A 15,401-nucleotide genomic window follows, 5' to 3' on the forward strand; every position below is an offset into this window, starting at 1 on the left:
GAGCAACGCCATGGATGCGATCAGGAAACGACAATCTGCGGCCGCGCGACTTGCGAGGCGCGGCCTGCCAGCACTCTTGCTCGTCCTGGCCGCAGCCGCTGCGAACGCGAACAAGAACTTCAACTCACCCCAGGCAGCGATGGAAGCCCTCGGGCAGGCGGTCTCCAGCGGCGACGAAGCTGAACTCCGGAACATGCTCGGTGTGCAATTTCGTGAGTGGATCCCGCCTGTAGGCGCCGAGGACCGCAACCGATTCCTGCAGGCCTGGGCCCGCTCGCACGCCGTGCGAAATGATGATGGGAAGGTGGCCCACCTCGCCGTCGGCGACGACGGATGGACCTTCCCTATTCCACTACTCAAGGCTGCGCAGGGGTGGCAATTCGACACCGTTCAGGGAGTCGAAGAGATGCGCGTGCGACGAATCGGGCGCAACGAGCTTGCTGCGCAAAAGACCCTGCTGGCTCTCTTCGACGCGCAACGCGACTACGCCAGCCAGCCGCGGGACGAGGACGGCTTGCTCACGTACGCCAAGCGCTTGAAGAGCAGCGCCGGACGACGTGACGGGCTGTACTGGCCGACGAAGCCAGGCCATACACCGAGCCCCATAGGGCCAGCATTGGCGGCCGCGGGCCCCCCGAATGCCAGTCCGGATGGGTATTTCGGTTACCACTACAAGTTGTTGACGCGGCAGGGGGAGCATGCCGTTGGCGGGGCGCTGGACTACATGGTGCGTGACAAGTTGCTGGGTGGCTTCGCGATCCTTGCGTGGCCTGCGCGCTACTGGGACACCGGGATCATGAGCTTCATGATCAGCCACGACGGGCAGATCTACGAACGCGATCTCGGGCCAGGAAGTGCGACCAAAGCCGCGGCAACAAGCACATTTGACCCCGGCCCAGGCTGGAAGAAGGTGGAACCGGTACCCTGAAAGAGCCGGGCCGTTTGCAATCGAATCTTCAATGCAGCTTGGCGCCCTGCGCGGACGGCGCCACTGGCGCCTTGCGGCTACCGAGCGGCTCCCGAGGTGCCAGCTCCGGGCGGGCGGCGCGGCCGCCGCTCAGCCAATTCGCATGTGCCTCCGCTCGCTCCTGGATCACCAGTGGGTCGTCCTGCTGGGACGGACTGAAGACGGGGATCGTCAGGCAGATGCTCTGGGCGTGCAGCCACTTCGACCAGCCGGCGATCAGTTCCTTGTAAGCGCGTCCGACCGGCCGGATGTTGCGGTCCAGGTCGAAGAGTCCCAGCGGATTCACCGTCCCGCGGTCTTCCCGGAGTGCGACGTCCCAGTCGACTTGGTCCGTCAGCGAGTACCAGGTGAAGCCGAGGACCGGCACGCCGCTGCGGCGGATGCGCAGGACGTTAGCCCACTCCTTGTGGAGCCAGGAAACCGCCTCGTCCCCCACAGGCCCCTGGATCAAGTTCGTCTCCGTGTGCATCACCGGCAGGCGGTAGCGCTCATGGTATTGCTGCGTGATCGTGTGGTAGCCGAAGATCTCGCCGGCGGCCTCGGTTCTGCCATCCGGCCAGACGAGATGCTCGTTGGTCCTGTAGTAGTCGTTGCCCATGATGCAGTAGGGCCGCAGGTTCCTGACCCTGAAGAATCGGTATTCCTCAGCAGTCATCCCTCCGTCCATCAGGTACTCCAGCATGCCTGCGGAGACGTCGACACCATAGTTCAGGTCCAGGGAGAGGAAACGCTGCTCGTTGAAGGCGTCTGCATGGGGGATGGCGGCCGCGCTCTGGGGATGGAAGTGCTCCGACGATTCGCTCTGGATGAACAGGGCGTCCGCGCGGACGTCCAGGATGGCGTGCATCGCAAGGATGTTGGCCTTCACCAGGTGCTTGAGCGCGGTGACGAAGCCCCTGTCGGTGTTCATCTGCTCGTTCCACCACCCCCACCGGCCGGAGAAGGTGGCGCAGATGAACATTTCGTTGACCGGCGTGTAGAGCTGCACCCACGGGTAGCGGGCCGCGAAGTCGCGCGCATAGCCTTCGAAAAGTCCGGGAAAGTCGGGGTTCTGAAAATTCCCGACCCAATCTGGCACCCCGAAGTGGCAGAGGTCCACGATCGGCACGATGTCGCGCCGCTTGAGGTCGGCAAGCGTCTCGTCGGAGAAGGCCCAGTCGTAGCGGCCGTCGCCCAGCCATGTGTTGTGGATCGACGGCCCGTAGCGCAGGAAGCGGATGCCCATGTCCTGCACCAGTTCGAAGTCGGTGCGCCAGTGCTGGTAGAAGCCGCACTTCTCGAGTTCGTCGATACGCCGGCGGCCGTTGTCGATGGTCGGGTCGCTGTTCTCGATGCCGGTGGCGAACATGAAGGTCAGCATGGCAGCCCTCGTCGCATGGGGTGGGATTGAACTCGTCGGGCTTCAGGCCTCCGCCGTCATTCGCAGCACGACCCGGCCCTCGATGTGGCCGTCGCGCAGTCGGTTCAGCACGTCGTTCACGTTGTCCAACGAATCGGTGCTGCACACGGTCCTGACCTTGCCCTCAGCCGCGAATGCGATGGCCTCCTGCAGGTCCTTGCGCGTGCCCACGATGGAGCCGCGCACCGTCTTGGCATTGAGCACCATGTCGAAGATGGGCAGCGGGAAGTCGCCCGGCGGCAGGCCCACCATGGACATGGTCCCGCGCTTGTGCAGCATGCCCAGCGCCTGCCCGAACGCCGCCCGCGACACCGCCGTGACCAGCACACCGTGCGCACCGCGCAGTTCCTTCTGGATCACCTGCACCGGGTCCTGCGTGGAGGCGTTCACCGTCATGTCGGCACCCAGCTTGCGGGCCAGCGCCAGCTTGTCGTCGCCCACATCCACGGCCGCGACGTGCAAGCCCATGGCCTTGGCGTACTGCACCGCCACGTGGCCGAGCCCGCCGATGCCCGAGATCACGACCCAGTCGCCCGGCTTGCAATCCAGCGCCTTCAGGCCCTTGTAGACGGTGACGCCGGCACACAGGATGGGCGCGATCTCGGTGAATCCGACGTTGGACGGAAGGTGGCCGACGTAGCCCGGGTCGGCCAGCACGTAGTCGGCATAGCCACCGTTGACGGTGTACCCCGTCATCTGCTGCTGGTCGCACAGCGTCTCCCAGCCGGTGATGCAGAACTCGCAGTGCCCGCACGAGGTGTGCAGCCAGGGAACGCCCACCCGGTCGCCCTCTCGCACGTTCTTCACGTCCGCACCCACGGCGGACACGTGGCCCACGCCCTCGTGCCCCGGGATGAAGGGCAAGGACGGCTTGACCGGCCAGTCGCCGTCGGCCGCATGCAGGTCGGTGTGGCACACGCCCGATGCCGCCACCTTCACCAGCACGCGGTTGCGCGGCACCTCGGGAACCGGAACCTCCTCGATGACGAGCGGCTGGCGGAAGGAATGGACGACGGCTGCCTTCATCTTCGCCATGATTGGACTCCTCTGGACAGGACCGATGATTTTGCGCGCCGCCCCGGGAAGCACATCTACGGAGACATTGGACTTTGGTCCAATACGCCCTGAACGTGCACGTCGGACACGCTCCCGCCATGGCGGACGGTTTCGTGCGGTCGGTCACAGCAGCGTCCAGTGTGCCCGCATGCACCGGTTTCGATGAATGCAGCAACGCTTCGTTCAGCAGCCCGGGATCTGGCCCCGACGCCCGAAGCCGCCCTGCGGTAGGACCAAGGTCTGATACCCGGGAATTGGCGCAATGGTTAGGCTCCTACCCCGGCGCCCGTTGCTGAGATTGCGAGGTGCTGATGCTTTCCACACGTCCAGATACCGGAAGGGGACGCCATGAACGGAGTGCGGCTGGAGTTCTACACGGGGCGCAACAAGCGGCATGAGAACCAGCCGCTCTGGGAATGGGTGGTCAGGTCGGCGTGCGCGCAAGGCATCCGCGGCGCGACGGTGATGATGGCTTCACTCGGCTTCGGGCACCACCGGCGCATTGAGCCGCCCTATTTCTTCCAGCTGGCGGATCAGCCGGTGGTGATCACGATGATTCTGAGCGACGAGGAGTCAGACCAGTTCATCGCGTCGTTGAAGCGCGACGGCATCAAGGACTTGTTCTATGTGAAGGAAGCGGTCGAGTTCGAGACGCTGTAGTCACGAGAGCGCACGAACCACCGAGATGGCACGCGAACAAGGGCCGGACCGGTTGCGACTGAAGCTTCCATGCAGCTTGGCGCCTTCTGGGGACGGTGTCACCGGCGGCTTGTTGCCGGGCCGCTCCGAAGTGCTCGAACTCGAAGGCCCAGTTTCACTCGCGCGACTCAGCCGATGTGAACTCCCGACCGCTTGACCCTTTCCCACCGCGGGCCTAGCCTTGTTGTGCCGCCTCGGGTCATCCCAGCGACCTGCTCACCTCATTCCAGGGAGCGCACATGTTGGACGTCGACTACAAGCTTGCGAACACGCAGACCGAAGGACCCTGGCGCGGATTTTCGCCTGGCACTTGGCGACAGCAGGTCGACGTCCGCGAATTCATCCAGCGCCACTACACCCCGCACGAAGGTGACGGCAGCTTCCTGCAAGGCGCGACGCCGCGCACCCGAGCCTTGTGGCAGCAACTGCTGCCGCTGCTGGCGCAAGAGCGCGAGAAAGGCGTGCTGGACGTGTCGCAGATTCCCTCCGGCATCCTGGCGCACGCGCCGGGCTACATCGACCGGGAATGCGAAATCATCGTCGGCCTGCAGACCGATGCCCCACTCAAACGCGCGATCATGCCCTTCGGCGGCTGGCGCGTCGTTGAAGGGAGCCTGAAGGCCTACGGCTACGAGCCGGACTCCCGTCTCGCGGAGATCTTCACCAAGTACCGCAAGACGCATAACGACGGCGTCTTCGATGCCTACACGCCCGAGATCAGGAAGGCGCGTTCCTCGGGCCTGGTCACCGGCCTGCCCGATTCCTACGGCCGTGGCCGCATCATCGGCGACTACCGGCGCGTGGCGCTGTATGGCATCGACTTCCTGGTCGCGGACAAGCAGCGGGAGAAGGGCGAGCTCGACCCGCTGCACTCGACCGAGGACGTGATCCGGCTGCGCGAGGAACTGGCCGAGCAGCTCCGCTCGCTGCATGAACTCAAGGAGATGGCCGCGCGCTACGGCTTCGACATCTCGGGTCCGGCGGGCAACGCGCGCGAAGCGGTGCAGTGGACCTACTTCGGGTATCTCTCCGCGATCAAGCAGCAGAACGGCGCCGCGATGTCGGCCGGGCGGCTGTCCACCTTCTGGGACATCTATTTCGAGCGCGACCTGCGCGACGGCACGCTCGACGAATCTCAGGCCCAGGAAATCATCGACGACCTGGTGATCAAGTGGCGGCTGGTACGCTTTCTGCGCGCCCCCGAGTACAACCAGCTCTTCTCCGGCGATCCCGTCTGGGTCACCGAGGTGGTGGGCGGCATGGGCGAGGACGGGCGCACGCTGGTCACCAAAACGGCCTTCCGAATGCTGCAGACCCTGCACAACCTGGGACCGGCGCCCGAGCCCAACCTCACCGTGTTCTGGTCGCCGCACCTGCCCGAGGGCTTCAAGAGATTCGCAGTCAAGACCTCGATCGACACCAGCGCCATCCAGTACGAGTCGGACGAACTGATGCGACCGAAATGGGGCGACGACTGCGCCATCGCCTGCTGCGTTTCGGCCATGCGCTTGGGCAAGCAGATGCAGTTCTTCGGCGCGCGCGTCAACCTGGCCAAGACGCTGCTGTATGCCCTGAACGGCGGGCGCGATGAATTGAGCGGCGAGCAGGTGGGACCCGAGCTGGCGCCCATCGAGGACGGTGTCCTCCGCTATGAGGAGGTGATGAAGCGCCTCGACACCATGATGGACTGGCTGGCCCGCATTTACGTGAACGCGCTCAACGTCATCCACTACATGCACGACAAGTACTGCTACGAGGCCATCGAGATGGCGCTGCACGACCGCGACATCCTGCGCACGCTGGCCTGCGGCATCGCCGGGCTGTCGCATGCGGCCGACAGCCTCTCGGCAATCAAGCACGCGCGCGTGAAGCCGGTGCGCGGCGAAGGCGGTCTCATCGTCGACTTTGACGTCGAGGGCGAGTTTCCCTGCTATGGCAACAACGACGATCGCGCGGACGAGCTGGCCCGCATGCTGGTGTCGATGATGATGGGCAAGATCCGCCAATACCCGAGCTACCGCGCTGCGGTCCATACGCAATCGGTGCTCACCATCACCTCCAACGTGGTGTACGGCAAGAGCACGGGCAACACGCCCGACGGCCGCCGCCAGGGCGAGCCCTTCGCGCCCGGGGCCAACCCTTCCAACGGCCGAGACACCCACGGCGCGCTGGCAACGCTGATGTCGGTGGCCAAGATCCCCTATGACGACGCCGAGGATGGCATCTCGCTGACGATGTCCGTGGTGCCCACCGCCCTGGGCAGCGATGAGGAGCGGCTACTGCGCGGAACCGGCGCGCTGGACGCCTATTTCTCGAGCGGGGGCTTCCACGTGAACGTCAACGTGCTCAATCGCGAGACGCTGCAAGACGCCATGGCGCACCCGGTCAACTATCCGCAACTGACGATCCGGGTGTCTGGATACGCGGTGAATTTCGTCAAGCTGTCGCGGGAGCAACAGCTGGACGTGATCAACCGGACCTTCCACGCCAGCATGTAGGCCTGGGTAACTGGCGATGGCGCAGACGCTGATCGGCAGCCGCTACGAACTGCACCTGTCGCGCAGCTCGGCGGCAGCTGTCCGGGCACACGCTTATGACGCCATCGATCCTGCCGACGAAATCGACCAGACCGGCGACGACCCGGCGAGCGACGATCTAGTGGGCTATGTCCACTCCTGGGAAGTGGGCAGCACCGTCGACGGTCCGGGACTACGCTTCGTCGCGTTTCTCACGGGTTGCCTGCTGCGCTGCCAGTACTGCCACAACCCGGACACCTGGCACAAGCACAACGGACAAGGCGTCACCGTGTCACGCGCGATGCGCCAGATCGGGAGATACGCGCAAGTGCTCAAGATCAGCCGCGGCGGCATCACGCTCTCCGGCGGCGAGCCGATGGTGCAGCGGGCCTTCATGATGGAAATCTTCCGCCGCTGCAGGCAGCTGGGCCTTCACACCTGCCTGGACACCTCCGGGCGCCTGGGCGAGCGCATGAGCGACGCGGACCTCATGGAGGTCGACCTGCAGTTGCTGGACATCAAATCCAGCGATCCCGGCACCTACGAACGCGTAACCCGCCAGCCGCTGGCACCCACCCTCGCCTATGCGCGGCGCCTGTCCGACCTGGGGCGGCCGGTATGGATACGATTCGTGCTCGTGCCCGGCCTCACCGACGACTGGGACAACGTCGAGAAGCTGGCCGACCTGTGCGCGACACTGAAGAGCACGGAGCGCGTCGAGATCCTGCGCTTCCACCAGATGGGTCGCGACAAATGGCAACGGCTGGGCCTGGCATACACGCTCGAAGATACCCAGCCGCCCGATGCCGCGCTCACGGAGCGCGTGCGCGGGCAGTTCCGCAGCCGCGGCCTGACGGTGTACTGAACTCGGCTACGGAAGCTATCGGCTGCGGGCGATCTCCGGAAGGCCGCACCGATCCGCGCAACGATGTCATCTGGCGTCCCCTTTGGCACGCCGACGAATTGCGGCGCGGAGACCTGCAGCCCCGAAAGCCCTGGGACGCCGCCGTCGGGACGCCGGGCAACGAAGCAACCGGCTCGGGGGTCAGGACGGCGAGCGCCTTGAGCTTGCCTGCCTTGATCAACCCCTGCCCGTTGGGGCAGGCTTGCAGTCACCCCTCCGGACGGCGCCCCTGGTTCTTGCCCGGCGATGAGGCACGCCTCGCTCTTTGAACCTCCTGCGAAATCGATGACGCCACGCGGGACCATTCTTGCGGTGTCAGCAACTGCGCGGTGTAGGCCTTCAAGGCCGTGTCCTCCAGATCGAGTTGCCGAATCATGCGTTCGCAATGCTGTCGCAACAGCGATGCGATGACGGCCCGATCGGGATCGGCGCCGTTCCCGACGCTCTCGAGCATGGTGACCGCCTGGGCCTGGAGGTCTTCGCACTTCTGGCCCTCTTCCTCGATGTCATCGAGCAGCCTGTCGGCTTCGGCCAGCCGGCCCCGAAGGGAGCTGAGCAGGACAACACCCTTGGGCCGGTGCGTCTGGACTTCGAAGTCCTGGAATTCCTGGATCCGTGCCCGAAGCAGGTCCAATTGCGGCCCCGGGTCCTGCCACGCGTCGTCGTCGAGACTGCGCACGATGGCGTCGAGCAAATGCCGCAACCGGGCATGCTCAGCCTCGAGAACCCTCCATGCGGACCCGGATGCCAGCATTCGACTTCCTTAGGATTCGGTCTCTTGCATTCTGCACCTGTGCGGCCCGTCAGGCGAGGCCTCGCACACGCTTTCACGGGATCGGGTCGCCGTTCCCCGGCGGGCCGCGGCCTTACGACAACTCGGTCCGGCGGATCACCGCTTCGGGGTCGGCCTTGACGGCCGGTGCCAGCTCGGTGCCCAGGCCCGGTGCCGTGGGACGCAGCAGGAAGCCTTGCTCCAGCACCGGCAGCTCGGTCACCAGGTCGCGGTAGAACGTGGCGAGGAAGGCGCGCACCACCTCCTGGAAGATGGCGTTGGGCGATGCCAGCGCCAGGTGCAGCGATGCCCAGAGCACCACCGGGCCGGTGCAGTCGTGCGGCGCGATCGGCTTCTGGTAGGCATCCGCCAGGCTCGCGATCTTCCGGCCTTCGGTGAGACCGCCGCACCAGGACAGGTCCAGCATCACGTAGTCGAGGGAATGCGCGGCCAGGTGGTCGCGGAACGAGCCCTGCGCCGCCAGCGTCTCGCTGCCGCACACCGGAATGCCCGCGCCGCGCCGGTAGTCCGCCAGCGCGCCGGGGCTGTCCATCTTGACGGGGTCCTCGGCCCAGAACGGCCGGTACTGCTTCAGCTCGCGCGCGATCGAGAGGGCGGAGGTGACGTTCCACATCGAGTGGAGTTCGCACATCACCTCGATCCTGTCACCGACGGCCAGCCGGATCTTCTCGAACACCTCCAGCCCCTGGCGCATGGACTCGGCGCTGACGTACTGCCCGTCGGTCGCCGTCGCGGCGGCGTCGAAGGGCCAGATCTTCATGGCACTGAAGCCCTCCTCGATCAGGCTGTGCGCCAGTTCGGCGGGGCTCTCGATGAACGCGACCTGGTCGTCGTAGCGGCCGCGCGCCTTCCCCGCACCGGCCTGCACCAGACGCCGCTGCACGGCCTTGGCGTTGTAGTCGGCGCCGGCACAGGTGTTGTACGTGCGCATGCGCTCGTGGCACGCACCGCCGAGCAGCTGGTAGACCGGCTGGCCCGTCAGCTTGCCGAAGATGTCCCACAGCGCGATGTCGATGGCCGAGGCGGCGCGCGTCTCGACGCCGCTGCCGTTGAAGCCGAGATAGCCGCGCAGCAGGATCTTGTGCAGGCGCTCGATGTCCAACGGGTTCTGGCCGCGCAGCAGCGGCGCGGCCATGCTGTGGATGTAGGTCTCGACGGCTTCCGCGCCGCGGAAGGTCTCGCCCAGTCCGGTGATGCCGGCGTCGGTGTGGATCTCGACCCAGAGGATGTTGGGATGCGACTTCAGTCGCGTGGTCTCGATGGCGGTGATCTTCATGGCGGCAACTCGGCGGGGATGGGTCGACGGCGGTCAGTCGGCGGTGATCTGCTGCGAGCGGACCAGCTCCGCCCACTTGTCATGTTCGGACTTGATGTGCCGGGCCAGCACGGACGCGTCGCCGCCGAGCGGGGCGATGCCGGACTCGGCCAGCGTCTTGCGCAGGGCTGGATCCTGCAGGGCCTTGTTGAAGGCTGCGTTCAGCCGCTTGATCACGGGCTCCGGCACGCCGGCCGGCGCGCCGATGCCGTACCAGGGCTCGATGACGAAGCCCTTGAAGCCCAGTTCCTCCATCGTCCGGACCTCGGGCAGGTTCGGCGAGCGCTTGGTGCCGGTGACGGCGATGGCGCGGATGCGATCGGACTTGATGAAGGGCAGGATCGAGGGCTCGTTGTCGAAGAAGACCTGGACCTGGCCGCCCATCAGGTCCGTGATGGCGGGACCCGAGCCCTTGTAGGGGACATGCAGCAGCGGCACGCCGGTCATCTTCTTCAGCAGCTCGCCGCCGAGATGGTTGGATGCGCCGACACCGGACGACGCATAGCTGACCGGGCCGGCTTTCGCCTTGGCCAGCAGCTCCTGCACGCTGGTGATGCCGGTGTCCTTGTTCACCGTCAGCACGTTGATGGACGACCCCAGCAGGATGACCGGCGCGATGTCCCGGAACAGGTCGAAGCCGGGCTTGGCGTACAGGCTCGAATTGACCGAGCAGTTGCCGATGCTGCACAGGAAGATGGTGTAGCCGTCCGCCGGCGACTTGACGGCCGCGATGGTCCCGATGTTGCCGGTGGCGCCGGGCCGGTTCTCGACGACGATCTGCTGGCCCAGGTCCCTGGCGGCTGCGGTGGCGAACAACCGCGTGACCAAGTCGCCGGAGCCGCCGGGCGGCACCGGCGCGATCAGCTTGATCGGCCTGGAGGGGAACTCCTGGGCCGCCGCCGGCCCGACCATTCCAAGGACACAGCCGGCCGCGAGGACCAGGCGGGTCAAGCACTTTCGCATCGAGGGTCTCCTTCTCTTGGGTTCACCGGCGCCAGTGGCTGCCGGGCATCGTCAGATCGTACAATCATTATATGATTCGATCAATGGTCGACGGCCCGCTCGACGCAGGTATCCTGCGGGCCATGCCGACCTCCCCGCTACGGAACTTCCACCACCAGATCGTCGAGGCCCTGGGCAGCAGCATCGTGAAGGGGCAGTTCGCCGAAGGGAGCCAGCTGCCCACCGAGCCCCAGCTCGCCGAGACCTACGGGGCGAGCCGCCTCATCATCCGGGAGGCGATGAAGAGCCTGGCCGCCAAGGGCCTGGTGTCCATCCGTCCACGCACCGGCACGCGCGTGCAGCCACGCGACCAGTGGAACCTGTTCGACCCGTCCGTCCTGGAATGGCAGCACGCCGCGCCCGGCAAGCGGCTGATCGAGGACCTGATGGAGCTGCGGCAGGCGATCGAGCCGCTGGCCGCCAAGCTCGCGGCCCAGAGGGCCTCGCCGGCGGACGTCGCGGCGATCCGCAATGCCTTCACCGCGATGGCGGACGCCAAGGCGCGCGGCGCCTACATCGAGGCGGACCTGCGCTTCCATGGTGCCGTGGTCCGCGCCTGCGGCAATGCCTTCATCATGCAGCTGGAGACGGCCCTCTCCGCCGTCTGGGCCACGAGCTTCCAGGCGTCCGCCGACGGCGTCGCCGATCCCCAGGCCCTCAAGCTGCACCGGAAGCTGCTCGACGCCATCGAAGGCGGGAACGCAACCGCTGCCGAGAAGGCGGTGCTGGCGCTCATCGACCGGGCCGTCGTGCGCATCCAGTCGAACCCCGCACGGAAGTCCTGAGCCGGCGCGTCCGGGCGGAACGGTCCGCCTGCTGTCAGGCGAGGGCGTTCCAGCCGGCCATCAGCTTGCGCAGCTCGGCCTGCGCGGCATCGGTGAGCGGCCAGGCGGACGGCGGCCGGGTGGCGCCGCAGTCGTTGCCCATCAGCTGCAGGGCCGCCTTCACGACCGTGACGTTGGCGCCGTTGTTCTCCTGGGCGCGCAGTTCCTCGAACGGCAGCATCTCGCCGATCAGGCGCATGGCCAGGGGATAGTCGGCCGCCTCCAGCGCGTCGTAGATGGCCACCGAGCGCTGCGGCAGCACGTTGATCAGGCCCGAGGTGAAGCCGCGCGCACCCACGGCGTACAGCGGCGGCGCCCAGACCTCGGCCAGCCCGCCCACCCAGGCCAGCTTCAGGTCGGCGGTGCGGCGGATCGCCTCGGCCAGCACCAGGGGCGTGGGCGAAGCCCACTTGACGCCAATGACCTGGGGCAGCCGGCAGAGCTGCTCGACGGCCTTGAGGCCGATGTTGTCGTTGCGCAGGTACAGCACCAGCGGCAGGCTGTCGGCGGCCTCGGCGATGCGGCGCACGTAGTCGACCACGCCGCGCGGCGCCACGAAGGGGTCGGGCGGCTGGTGCACCATCAGCGCGTCGGCGCCCGCCTGGCGCGAGACCCTGGCCAGCGCGCAGGCCTCCTGGACGCTGCGGCCCACGCCGCCGAGCAGCGGCACGCGGCCGGCGATGCAGTCGGCGGCCACGTGCACCATGCGCTCGGCCTCGGCGGCCTGCAGGCCGTAGAACTCGCTGGTGTTGCCGTTGGCCACCAGGACGTGCACGCCGGCGTCGACGGCGCGGTCGACGACGGGCCGCAGCGGTCCCGGCGCCAGCCGGTCGTCGGCGTCGAACGGGGTGACGAGGATGCCTGAAATACCATCGAGCGCCTTGCGCAGCGACGGGCCTTGGAATGAACTCACGCGTGCCTCCCGCCAGGACATCCTGGAACAAGTCGCCGACTCTAGGCAGGGGCGCCGCCAGCGTCCAATCCAAACCGTCGATGGCGCCATCCAAAATCTGAATCGTGTTCCAGCTGTCCCACCTCCGCTGCTTCGTGGCGGTCGCCACCGAACTGCATTTCGGCCGCGCCGCCGCCCTGCTGCACATGACCCAGCCGCCGCTGACCCGGCAGATCCAGCTGCTGGAGCACGAGCTGGGCGTGCGGCTGCTGGAGCGCGCCGGCGGCAGCGTGCGGCTCACTCCGGCGGGGTCCGTCTTCCTGCGGGAGGCGGAGGACATCCTGCGGCGCGCCCAGGCGGCCACCATGGCGGCCCAGCGCGCCGTGCGGGCCGACGCCGGCTGCGTCACCCTGGGGTTCGTGCCGCCGGCCAGTTTCGCGTTGCTGCCCCGTCTGCTGGCCGCCTGCCGCCAGGCCCTGCCGGAGGTGCACCTGGCCCTGCGCGAGATGCAGACGGACGACCAGCTCGAGGCCCTGGGCGCCGGCCGCATCGAGCTGTCGGTGGTCCGGCCGTTCGCGCCGCGCAGCTTCGTCGAATCGGCGGTGCTACTGCGTGAACCCCTGGTGCTGGCCATGCCGGCCGGGCACGCCCTGGCGGGAGCCGGCGCGGTGCCGCTGGCGGCGCTGGAGGGCCAGGCCTTCATCGAATACAGCCCCTCCGAAACACGCTACCTCTACGAGATGGTGGCCGGCCGGCTGCGCGCCGACGGCATCGCTCCGGTGGTGGTGCAATCGCTCAGCCACACCCACACCATCGTGTCGCTGGTCGACGCCGGCCTGGGCGTGGCCCTGGTGCCGCAGTCGGCCACCCGGCTGCGCTTCGAGGGTGTCGCCTTCCGCGAACTCGAGAACGGCGTCGGCCTGCACGCGGAGTTGCACCTGGCCTGGCGGCGCGCCAGCCGCAACGACCTTGTCGACAGGGTGCGCGGCGCGCTGCTCGCCGAATTCGGTTCCTGAATGGCTGCGCAGCCCCGCGTGCATCCCGGCTTCCCGCCTTTCGCATTGCCAGTGAGACCATGAACGCCATGACCACCCTCGCCCCTTCTCCGCGCATCGCCGCCGCCGCGCTGCGTGCGTTCGCCTCCCAGCTGCTGCAGACGGCGGGCCTGGCCGCGGACCGCGCCGGCGACGTCGCCGACATCCTGGTGGCCGCCGACCTGATGGGCCATGACACCCATGGCCTGAACCTGCTGCCGGCCTACCTCGAGCACCTGGGCAACGGCACCATGGCCGCCACCGGCGAGCCCGAGGTCGTCGCCGACCGCCCTGCCACGCTGACCTGGGACGGCCGCCAGCTGCCCGGCCAGTGGCTGGTGCTGCGGGCCCTGGACGCGGCCATCCCGCGCGCCCGCATCCACGGCACGGCCACGGTGGCCATCCGCAACGCACACCACATCGGCAGCCTGTCGGCCTACCTGCAGCGCGCCACCGACCAGGGGCTGGTGATGCTCCTGCATTCCTCGGCGCCCGGCGGCGGCAGCGTCGCGCCCTTCGGCGGCAGCACGGGCCTGTTCTCGCCCAGCCCCATGTCCATGGGGTGCCCCACGGAGGGCCTGCCCATCCTGGTCGACATCTCCACCTCTATCACCACCAACAACATGGTGGTGCGGCTGCAGAAGCAGGGCCGCAGGCTGCCCAGGCCCTGGCTCCTCGACGGCCAGGGCCGGCCCACTGACGACCCGGCCGTGATCGGCGCCGGCGGCACCCTGATGCCGCTGGGCGGCGAGGACGCCGGCCACAAGGGCTATGGCCTGGCCTTGATGGTCGAGGCCCTGACAGCGGGCCTGGTCGACCGCGGCCGGCACCAGCCCGGCTTCAGGTTCAACAACACCGTGTTCCTGCAGATCCTGGACCCGCAAGCCTTCGGCGGCCTGCCCGGCCTGCGCGCCCAGATGGAACGGATCGCCGAAGCGTGCCGGACCAACCCGCCGCGCCCCGGCGGCCAGCCGGTGCGGCTGCCGGGTGAGGCGGCCCAGAAGCTGGCGGCGCAGCAGGAGCGCGACGGCGTGGTGCTGGCGCCCGGCATCCTGGACGCGCTGCGCCCCTGGGCGGAGAAATTCGCGGTGTCGGTGCCTGGCTGCTGATCGACGGGCGACGGCTACTCGGGGCGTCTCGCCTGGACGAGCGCCTGCACGGCGAGCGCCTTCTCCATCAAACCGGGCGCGCCAACCCGGTCGGTCCATGCACGGAAGGACGCCGTGGGCCCGGTCCACCGCAACGCCTCCACGTCCCTGAACAGGGCGGCATCGGTCCTGAGGGTCGCGAGCCGCTTGAAGAGCTTCGCGGCTTGAAGGTCGTCGCCCAGGATCGTTGCCGGGAAGGCCTCGATGGCACCGTACTCGTTGAGTAGCCGTGCGGCGCTCACCGCGCCGATCCCCCGGATGCCGGGGTAGCCGTCCGCCGCATCCCCCACCAGCGCCAAGAAGTCAGGGATCAGCTCGGGTGGAACGCCGAACTTCTCCCGGATGTCGCTCGCCGTGCGGATCTTGTTGGCCCTGCGGTCGACCTGGACCACCCGGTCGCCCCGCACGCACTGGGCCAGGTCCTTGTCGGGGGTCCAGATCAGGACCCTCTGCACGGCCGGCTCCTGGTCGGCCAGGTGTGCGGCGCTCGCGAGGGCATCATCGGCCTCGAGTTCCGTCATGGGCCAGACGACCACGCCCATCGCTGCCAGCCCCTCCTCGAGCGGCTCGAACTGGGCCCGCAAGGCGCGATCGATTCCCTCCCCGGTCTTGTACCCCGGCCAGAGCCGGTTCCGGAACGACTCGATCACATGGTCGGTCGCAATGCCGACGTGGGTCGTGCGGTTCTCGATCAGCTGCAGGGTTCCATTCAGGACACCAACGACGGCGCCGAACGGCCGGTCATCGCCCTTGGTGAAGCGGCGCAGGCCGTAGAAGTGGCGGAACAGTTCGTACGTCCCGTCGATGAGGTCGATGATCACCGTTGCGACGATACGCCACGGGAGGACGAAG

Annotated in this window: 14 protein-coding genes; 7 read left to right on the plus strand and 7 right to left on the minus strand. The window is 67.6% G+C overall.

Translation table 11 applies throughout. The features are described 5' to 3' along the window. The first annotated feature begins 10 nt into the window (after window positions 1–10). Window positions 11–928, plus strand: coding sequence for a DUF2950 domain-containing protein (locus GON04_RS04915; protein ID WP_157396835.1), 918 nt, complete (start codon window positions 11–13; stop codon window positions 926–928). Between the two features lie 28 nt (window positions 929–956). On the opposite strand, the gene GON04_RS04920 is transcribed toward GON04_RS04915, so the two are convergent. Together GON04_RS04920 and adhP are read right to left on the minus strand one after the other, a co-directional pair. After that, window positions 957–2,327 carry a family 1 glycosylhydrolase gene (locus tag GON04_RS04920; RefSeq protein WP_157396836.1) on the minus strand — a complete coding sequence of 457 codons (1,371 nt, stop codon included), beginning with the start codon at window positions 2,325–2,327 and terminating at the stop codon, window positions 957–959. Between the two features lie 42 nt (window positions 2,328–2,369). Next, entirely contained in the window at window positions 2,370–3,401 is a 1,032-nt protein-coding gene (adhP, locus tag GON04_RS04925; protein WP_157396837.1) for an alcohol dehydrogenase AdhP, read from the minus strand. Window positions 3,402–3,770: 369 nt separating this feature from the next. Here adhP and GON04_RS04930 point away from each other — a divergent pair, with 369 nt between their 5' ends. The 3 genes from GON04_RS04930 (at window position 3,771) to pflA (ending at window position 7,502) form a co-directional block, all read left to right on the plus strand. After that, a complete protein-coding gene (locus tag GON04_RS04930; protein ID WP_157396838.1) occupies window positions 3,771–4,082 on the plus strand; it encodes a DUF190 domain-containing protein in 312 nt (103 codons plus the stop codon). Between the two features lie 278 nt (window positions 4,083–4,360). Further along, window positions 4,361–6,619 (plus strand): formate C-acetyltransferase, encoded by a 2,259-nt coding sequence (gene pflB / locus GON04_RS04935; protein ID WP_157396839.1) that lies wholly within the window; start codon window positions 4,361–4,363, stop codon window positions 6,617–6,619. A 16-nt stretch (window positions 6,620–6,635) separates the two neighbouring features. After that, window positions 6,636–7,502, plus strand: a complete 867-nt coding sequence (gene pflA / locus GON04_RS04940; RefSeq protein WP_157396840.1) for a pyruvate formate-lyase-activating protein — start codon at window positions 6,636–6,638, stop codon at window positions 7,500–7,502. A gap of 247 nt (window positions 7,503–7,749) precedes the next feature. Here the strand turns inward: pflA and GON04_RS04945 are convergent, their stop codons facing one another. The 3 genes from GON04_RS04945 to GON04_RS04955 all read right to left on the minus strand — a co-directional run bounded on the left by GON04_RS04945 (window position 7,750) and on the right by GON04_RS04955 (window position 10,612). Further along, window positions 7,750–8,295: a hemerythrin domain-containing protein gene (locus GON04_RS04945; RefSeq protein ID WP_157396841.1), complete on the minus strand. Its 546-nt coding sequence runs from the start codon at window positions 8,293–8,295 to the stop codon at window positions 7,750–7,752. A gap of 112 nt (window positions 8,296–8,407) precedes the next feature. Next, a complete protein-coding gene (locus GON04_RS04950) occupies window positions 8,408–9,610 on the minus strand; it encodes a mandelate racemase/muconate lactonizing enzyme family protein (RefSeq protein WP_157396842.1) in 1,203 nt (400 codons plus the stop codon). A 33-nt stretch (window positions 9,611–9,643) separates the two neighbouring features. Next, on the minus strand, window positions 9,644–10,612 hold the full coding sequence (locus GON04_RS04955; protein WP_232532940.1) for a Bug family tripartite tricarboxylate transporter substrate binding protein: 969 nt from the start codon (window positions 10,610–10,612) through the stop codon (window positions 9,644–9,646). 71 nt (window positions 10,613–10,683) lie between these two features. Here GON04_RS04955 and GON04_RS04960 point away from each other — a divergent pair, with 71 nt between their 5' ends. Continuing rightward, window positions 10,684–11,436, plus strand: a complete 753-nt coding sequence (locus GON04_RS04960; protein ID WP_232532941.1) for a FadR/GntR family transcriptional regulator — start codon at window positions 10,684–10,686, stop codon at window positions 11,434–11,436. A gap of 34 nt (window positions 11,437–11,470) precedes the next feature. On the opposite strand, the gene GON04_RS04965 is transcribed toward GON04_RS04960, so the two are convergent. Continuing rightward, window positions 11,471–12,388 carry a dihydrodipicolinate synthase family protein gene (locus GON04_RS04965; RefSeq protein ID WP_338050892.1) on the minus strand — a complete coding sequence of 306 codons (918 nt, stop codon included), beginning with the start codon at window positions 12,386–12,388 and terminating at the stop codon, window positions 11,471–11,473. 104 nt (window positions 12,389–12,492) lie between these two features. Between GON04_RS04965 and GON04_RS04970 the strand changes: the two genes are divergently transcribed. Both GON04_RS04970 and GON04_RS04975 read left to right on the plus strand, forming a co-directional pair. Then, window positions 12,493–13,383, plus strand: coding sequence for a LysR substrate-binding domain-containing protein (locus GON04_RS04970; protein WP_181653894.1), 891 nt, complete (start codon window positions 12,493–12,495; stop codon window positions 13,381–13,383). Window positions 13,384–13,451: 68 nt separating this feature from the next. Continuing rightward, window positions 13,452–14,510, plus strand: a complete 1,059-nt coding sequence (locus tag GON04_RS04975) for an Ldh family oxidoreductase (RefSeq protein ID WP_198349222.1) — start codon at window positions 13,452–13,454, stop codon at window positions 14,508–14,510. A 14-nt stretch (window positions 14,511–14,524) separates the two neighbouring features. Here GON04_RS04975 and GON04_RS04980 read toward each other — a convergent pair whose 3' ends face one another. Next, window positions 14,525–15,370: a 5'-3' exonuclease H3TH domain-containing protein gene (locus tag GON04_RS04980; protein WP_181653895.1), complete on the minus strand. Its 846-nt coding sequence runs from the start codon at window positions 15,368–15,370 to the stop codon at window positions 14,525–14,527. Between the last annotated feature and the right edge of the window lie 31 nt (window positions 15,371–15,401).

Origin of the sequence: Ramlibacter pinisoli, assembly GCF_009758015.1 — a bacterium.
Classification (GTDB): domain Bacteria; phylum Pseudomonadota; class Gammaproteobacteria; order Burkholderiales; family Burkholderiaceae_C; genus Ramlibacter; species Ramlibacter pinisoli.

Bases quoted from the DNA above. Each gene is read 5' to 3' on its own strand.
- GON04_RS04915 (WP_157396835.1), top strand. From the start codon at position 11: ATGGATGCGATCAGGAAACGACAATCTGCGGCCGCGCGACTTGCGAGG.
- GON04_RS04920 (WP_157396836.1), bottom strand. From the start codon at position 2,327: ATGCTGACCTTCATGTTCGCCACCGGCATCGAGAACAGCGACCCGACC.
- adhP (WP_157396837.1), bottom strand. From the start codon at position 3,401: ATGGCGAAGATGAAGGCAGCCGTCGTCCATTCCTTCCGCCAGCCGCTC.
- GON04_RS04930 (WP_157396838.1), top strand. From the start codon at position 3,771: ATGAACGGAGTGCGGCTGGAGTTCTACACGGGGCGCAACAAGCGGCAT.
- pflB (WP_157396839.1), top strand. From the start codon at position 4,361: ATGTTGGACGTCGACTACAAGCTTGCGAACACGCAGACCGAAGGACCC.
- pflA (WP_157396840.1), top strand. From the start codon at position 6,636: ATGGCGCAGACGCTGATCGGCAGCCGCTACGAACTGCACCTGTCGCGC.
- GON04_RS04945 (WP_157396841.1), bottom strand. From the start codon at position 8,295: ATGCTGGCATCCGGGTCCGCATGGAGGGTTCTCGAGGCTGAGCATGCC.
- GON04_RS04950 (WP_157396842.1), bottom strand. From the start codon at position 9,610: ATGAAGATCACCGCCATCGAGACCACGCGACTGAAGTCGCATCCCAAC.
- GON04_RS04955 (WP_232532940.1), bottom strand. From the start codon at position 10,612: ATGCGAAAGTGCTTGACCCGCCTGGTCCTCGCGGCCGGCTGTGTCCTT.
- GON04_RS04960 (WP_232532941.1), top strand. From the start codon at position 10,684: ATGATTCGATCAATGGTCGACGGCCCGCTCGACGCAGGTATCCTGCGG.
- GON04_RS04975 (WP_198349222.1), top strand. From the start codon at position 13,452: ATGACCACCCTCGCCCCTTCTCCGCGCATCGCCGCCGCCGCGCTGCGT.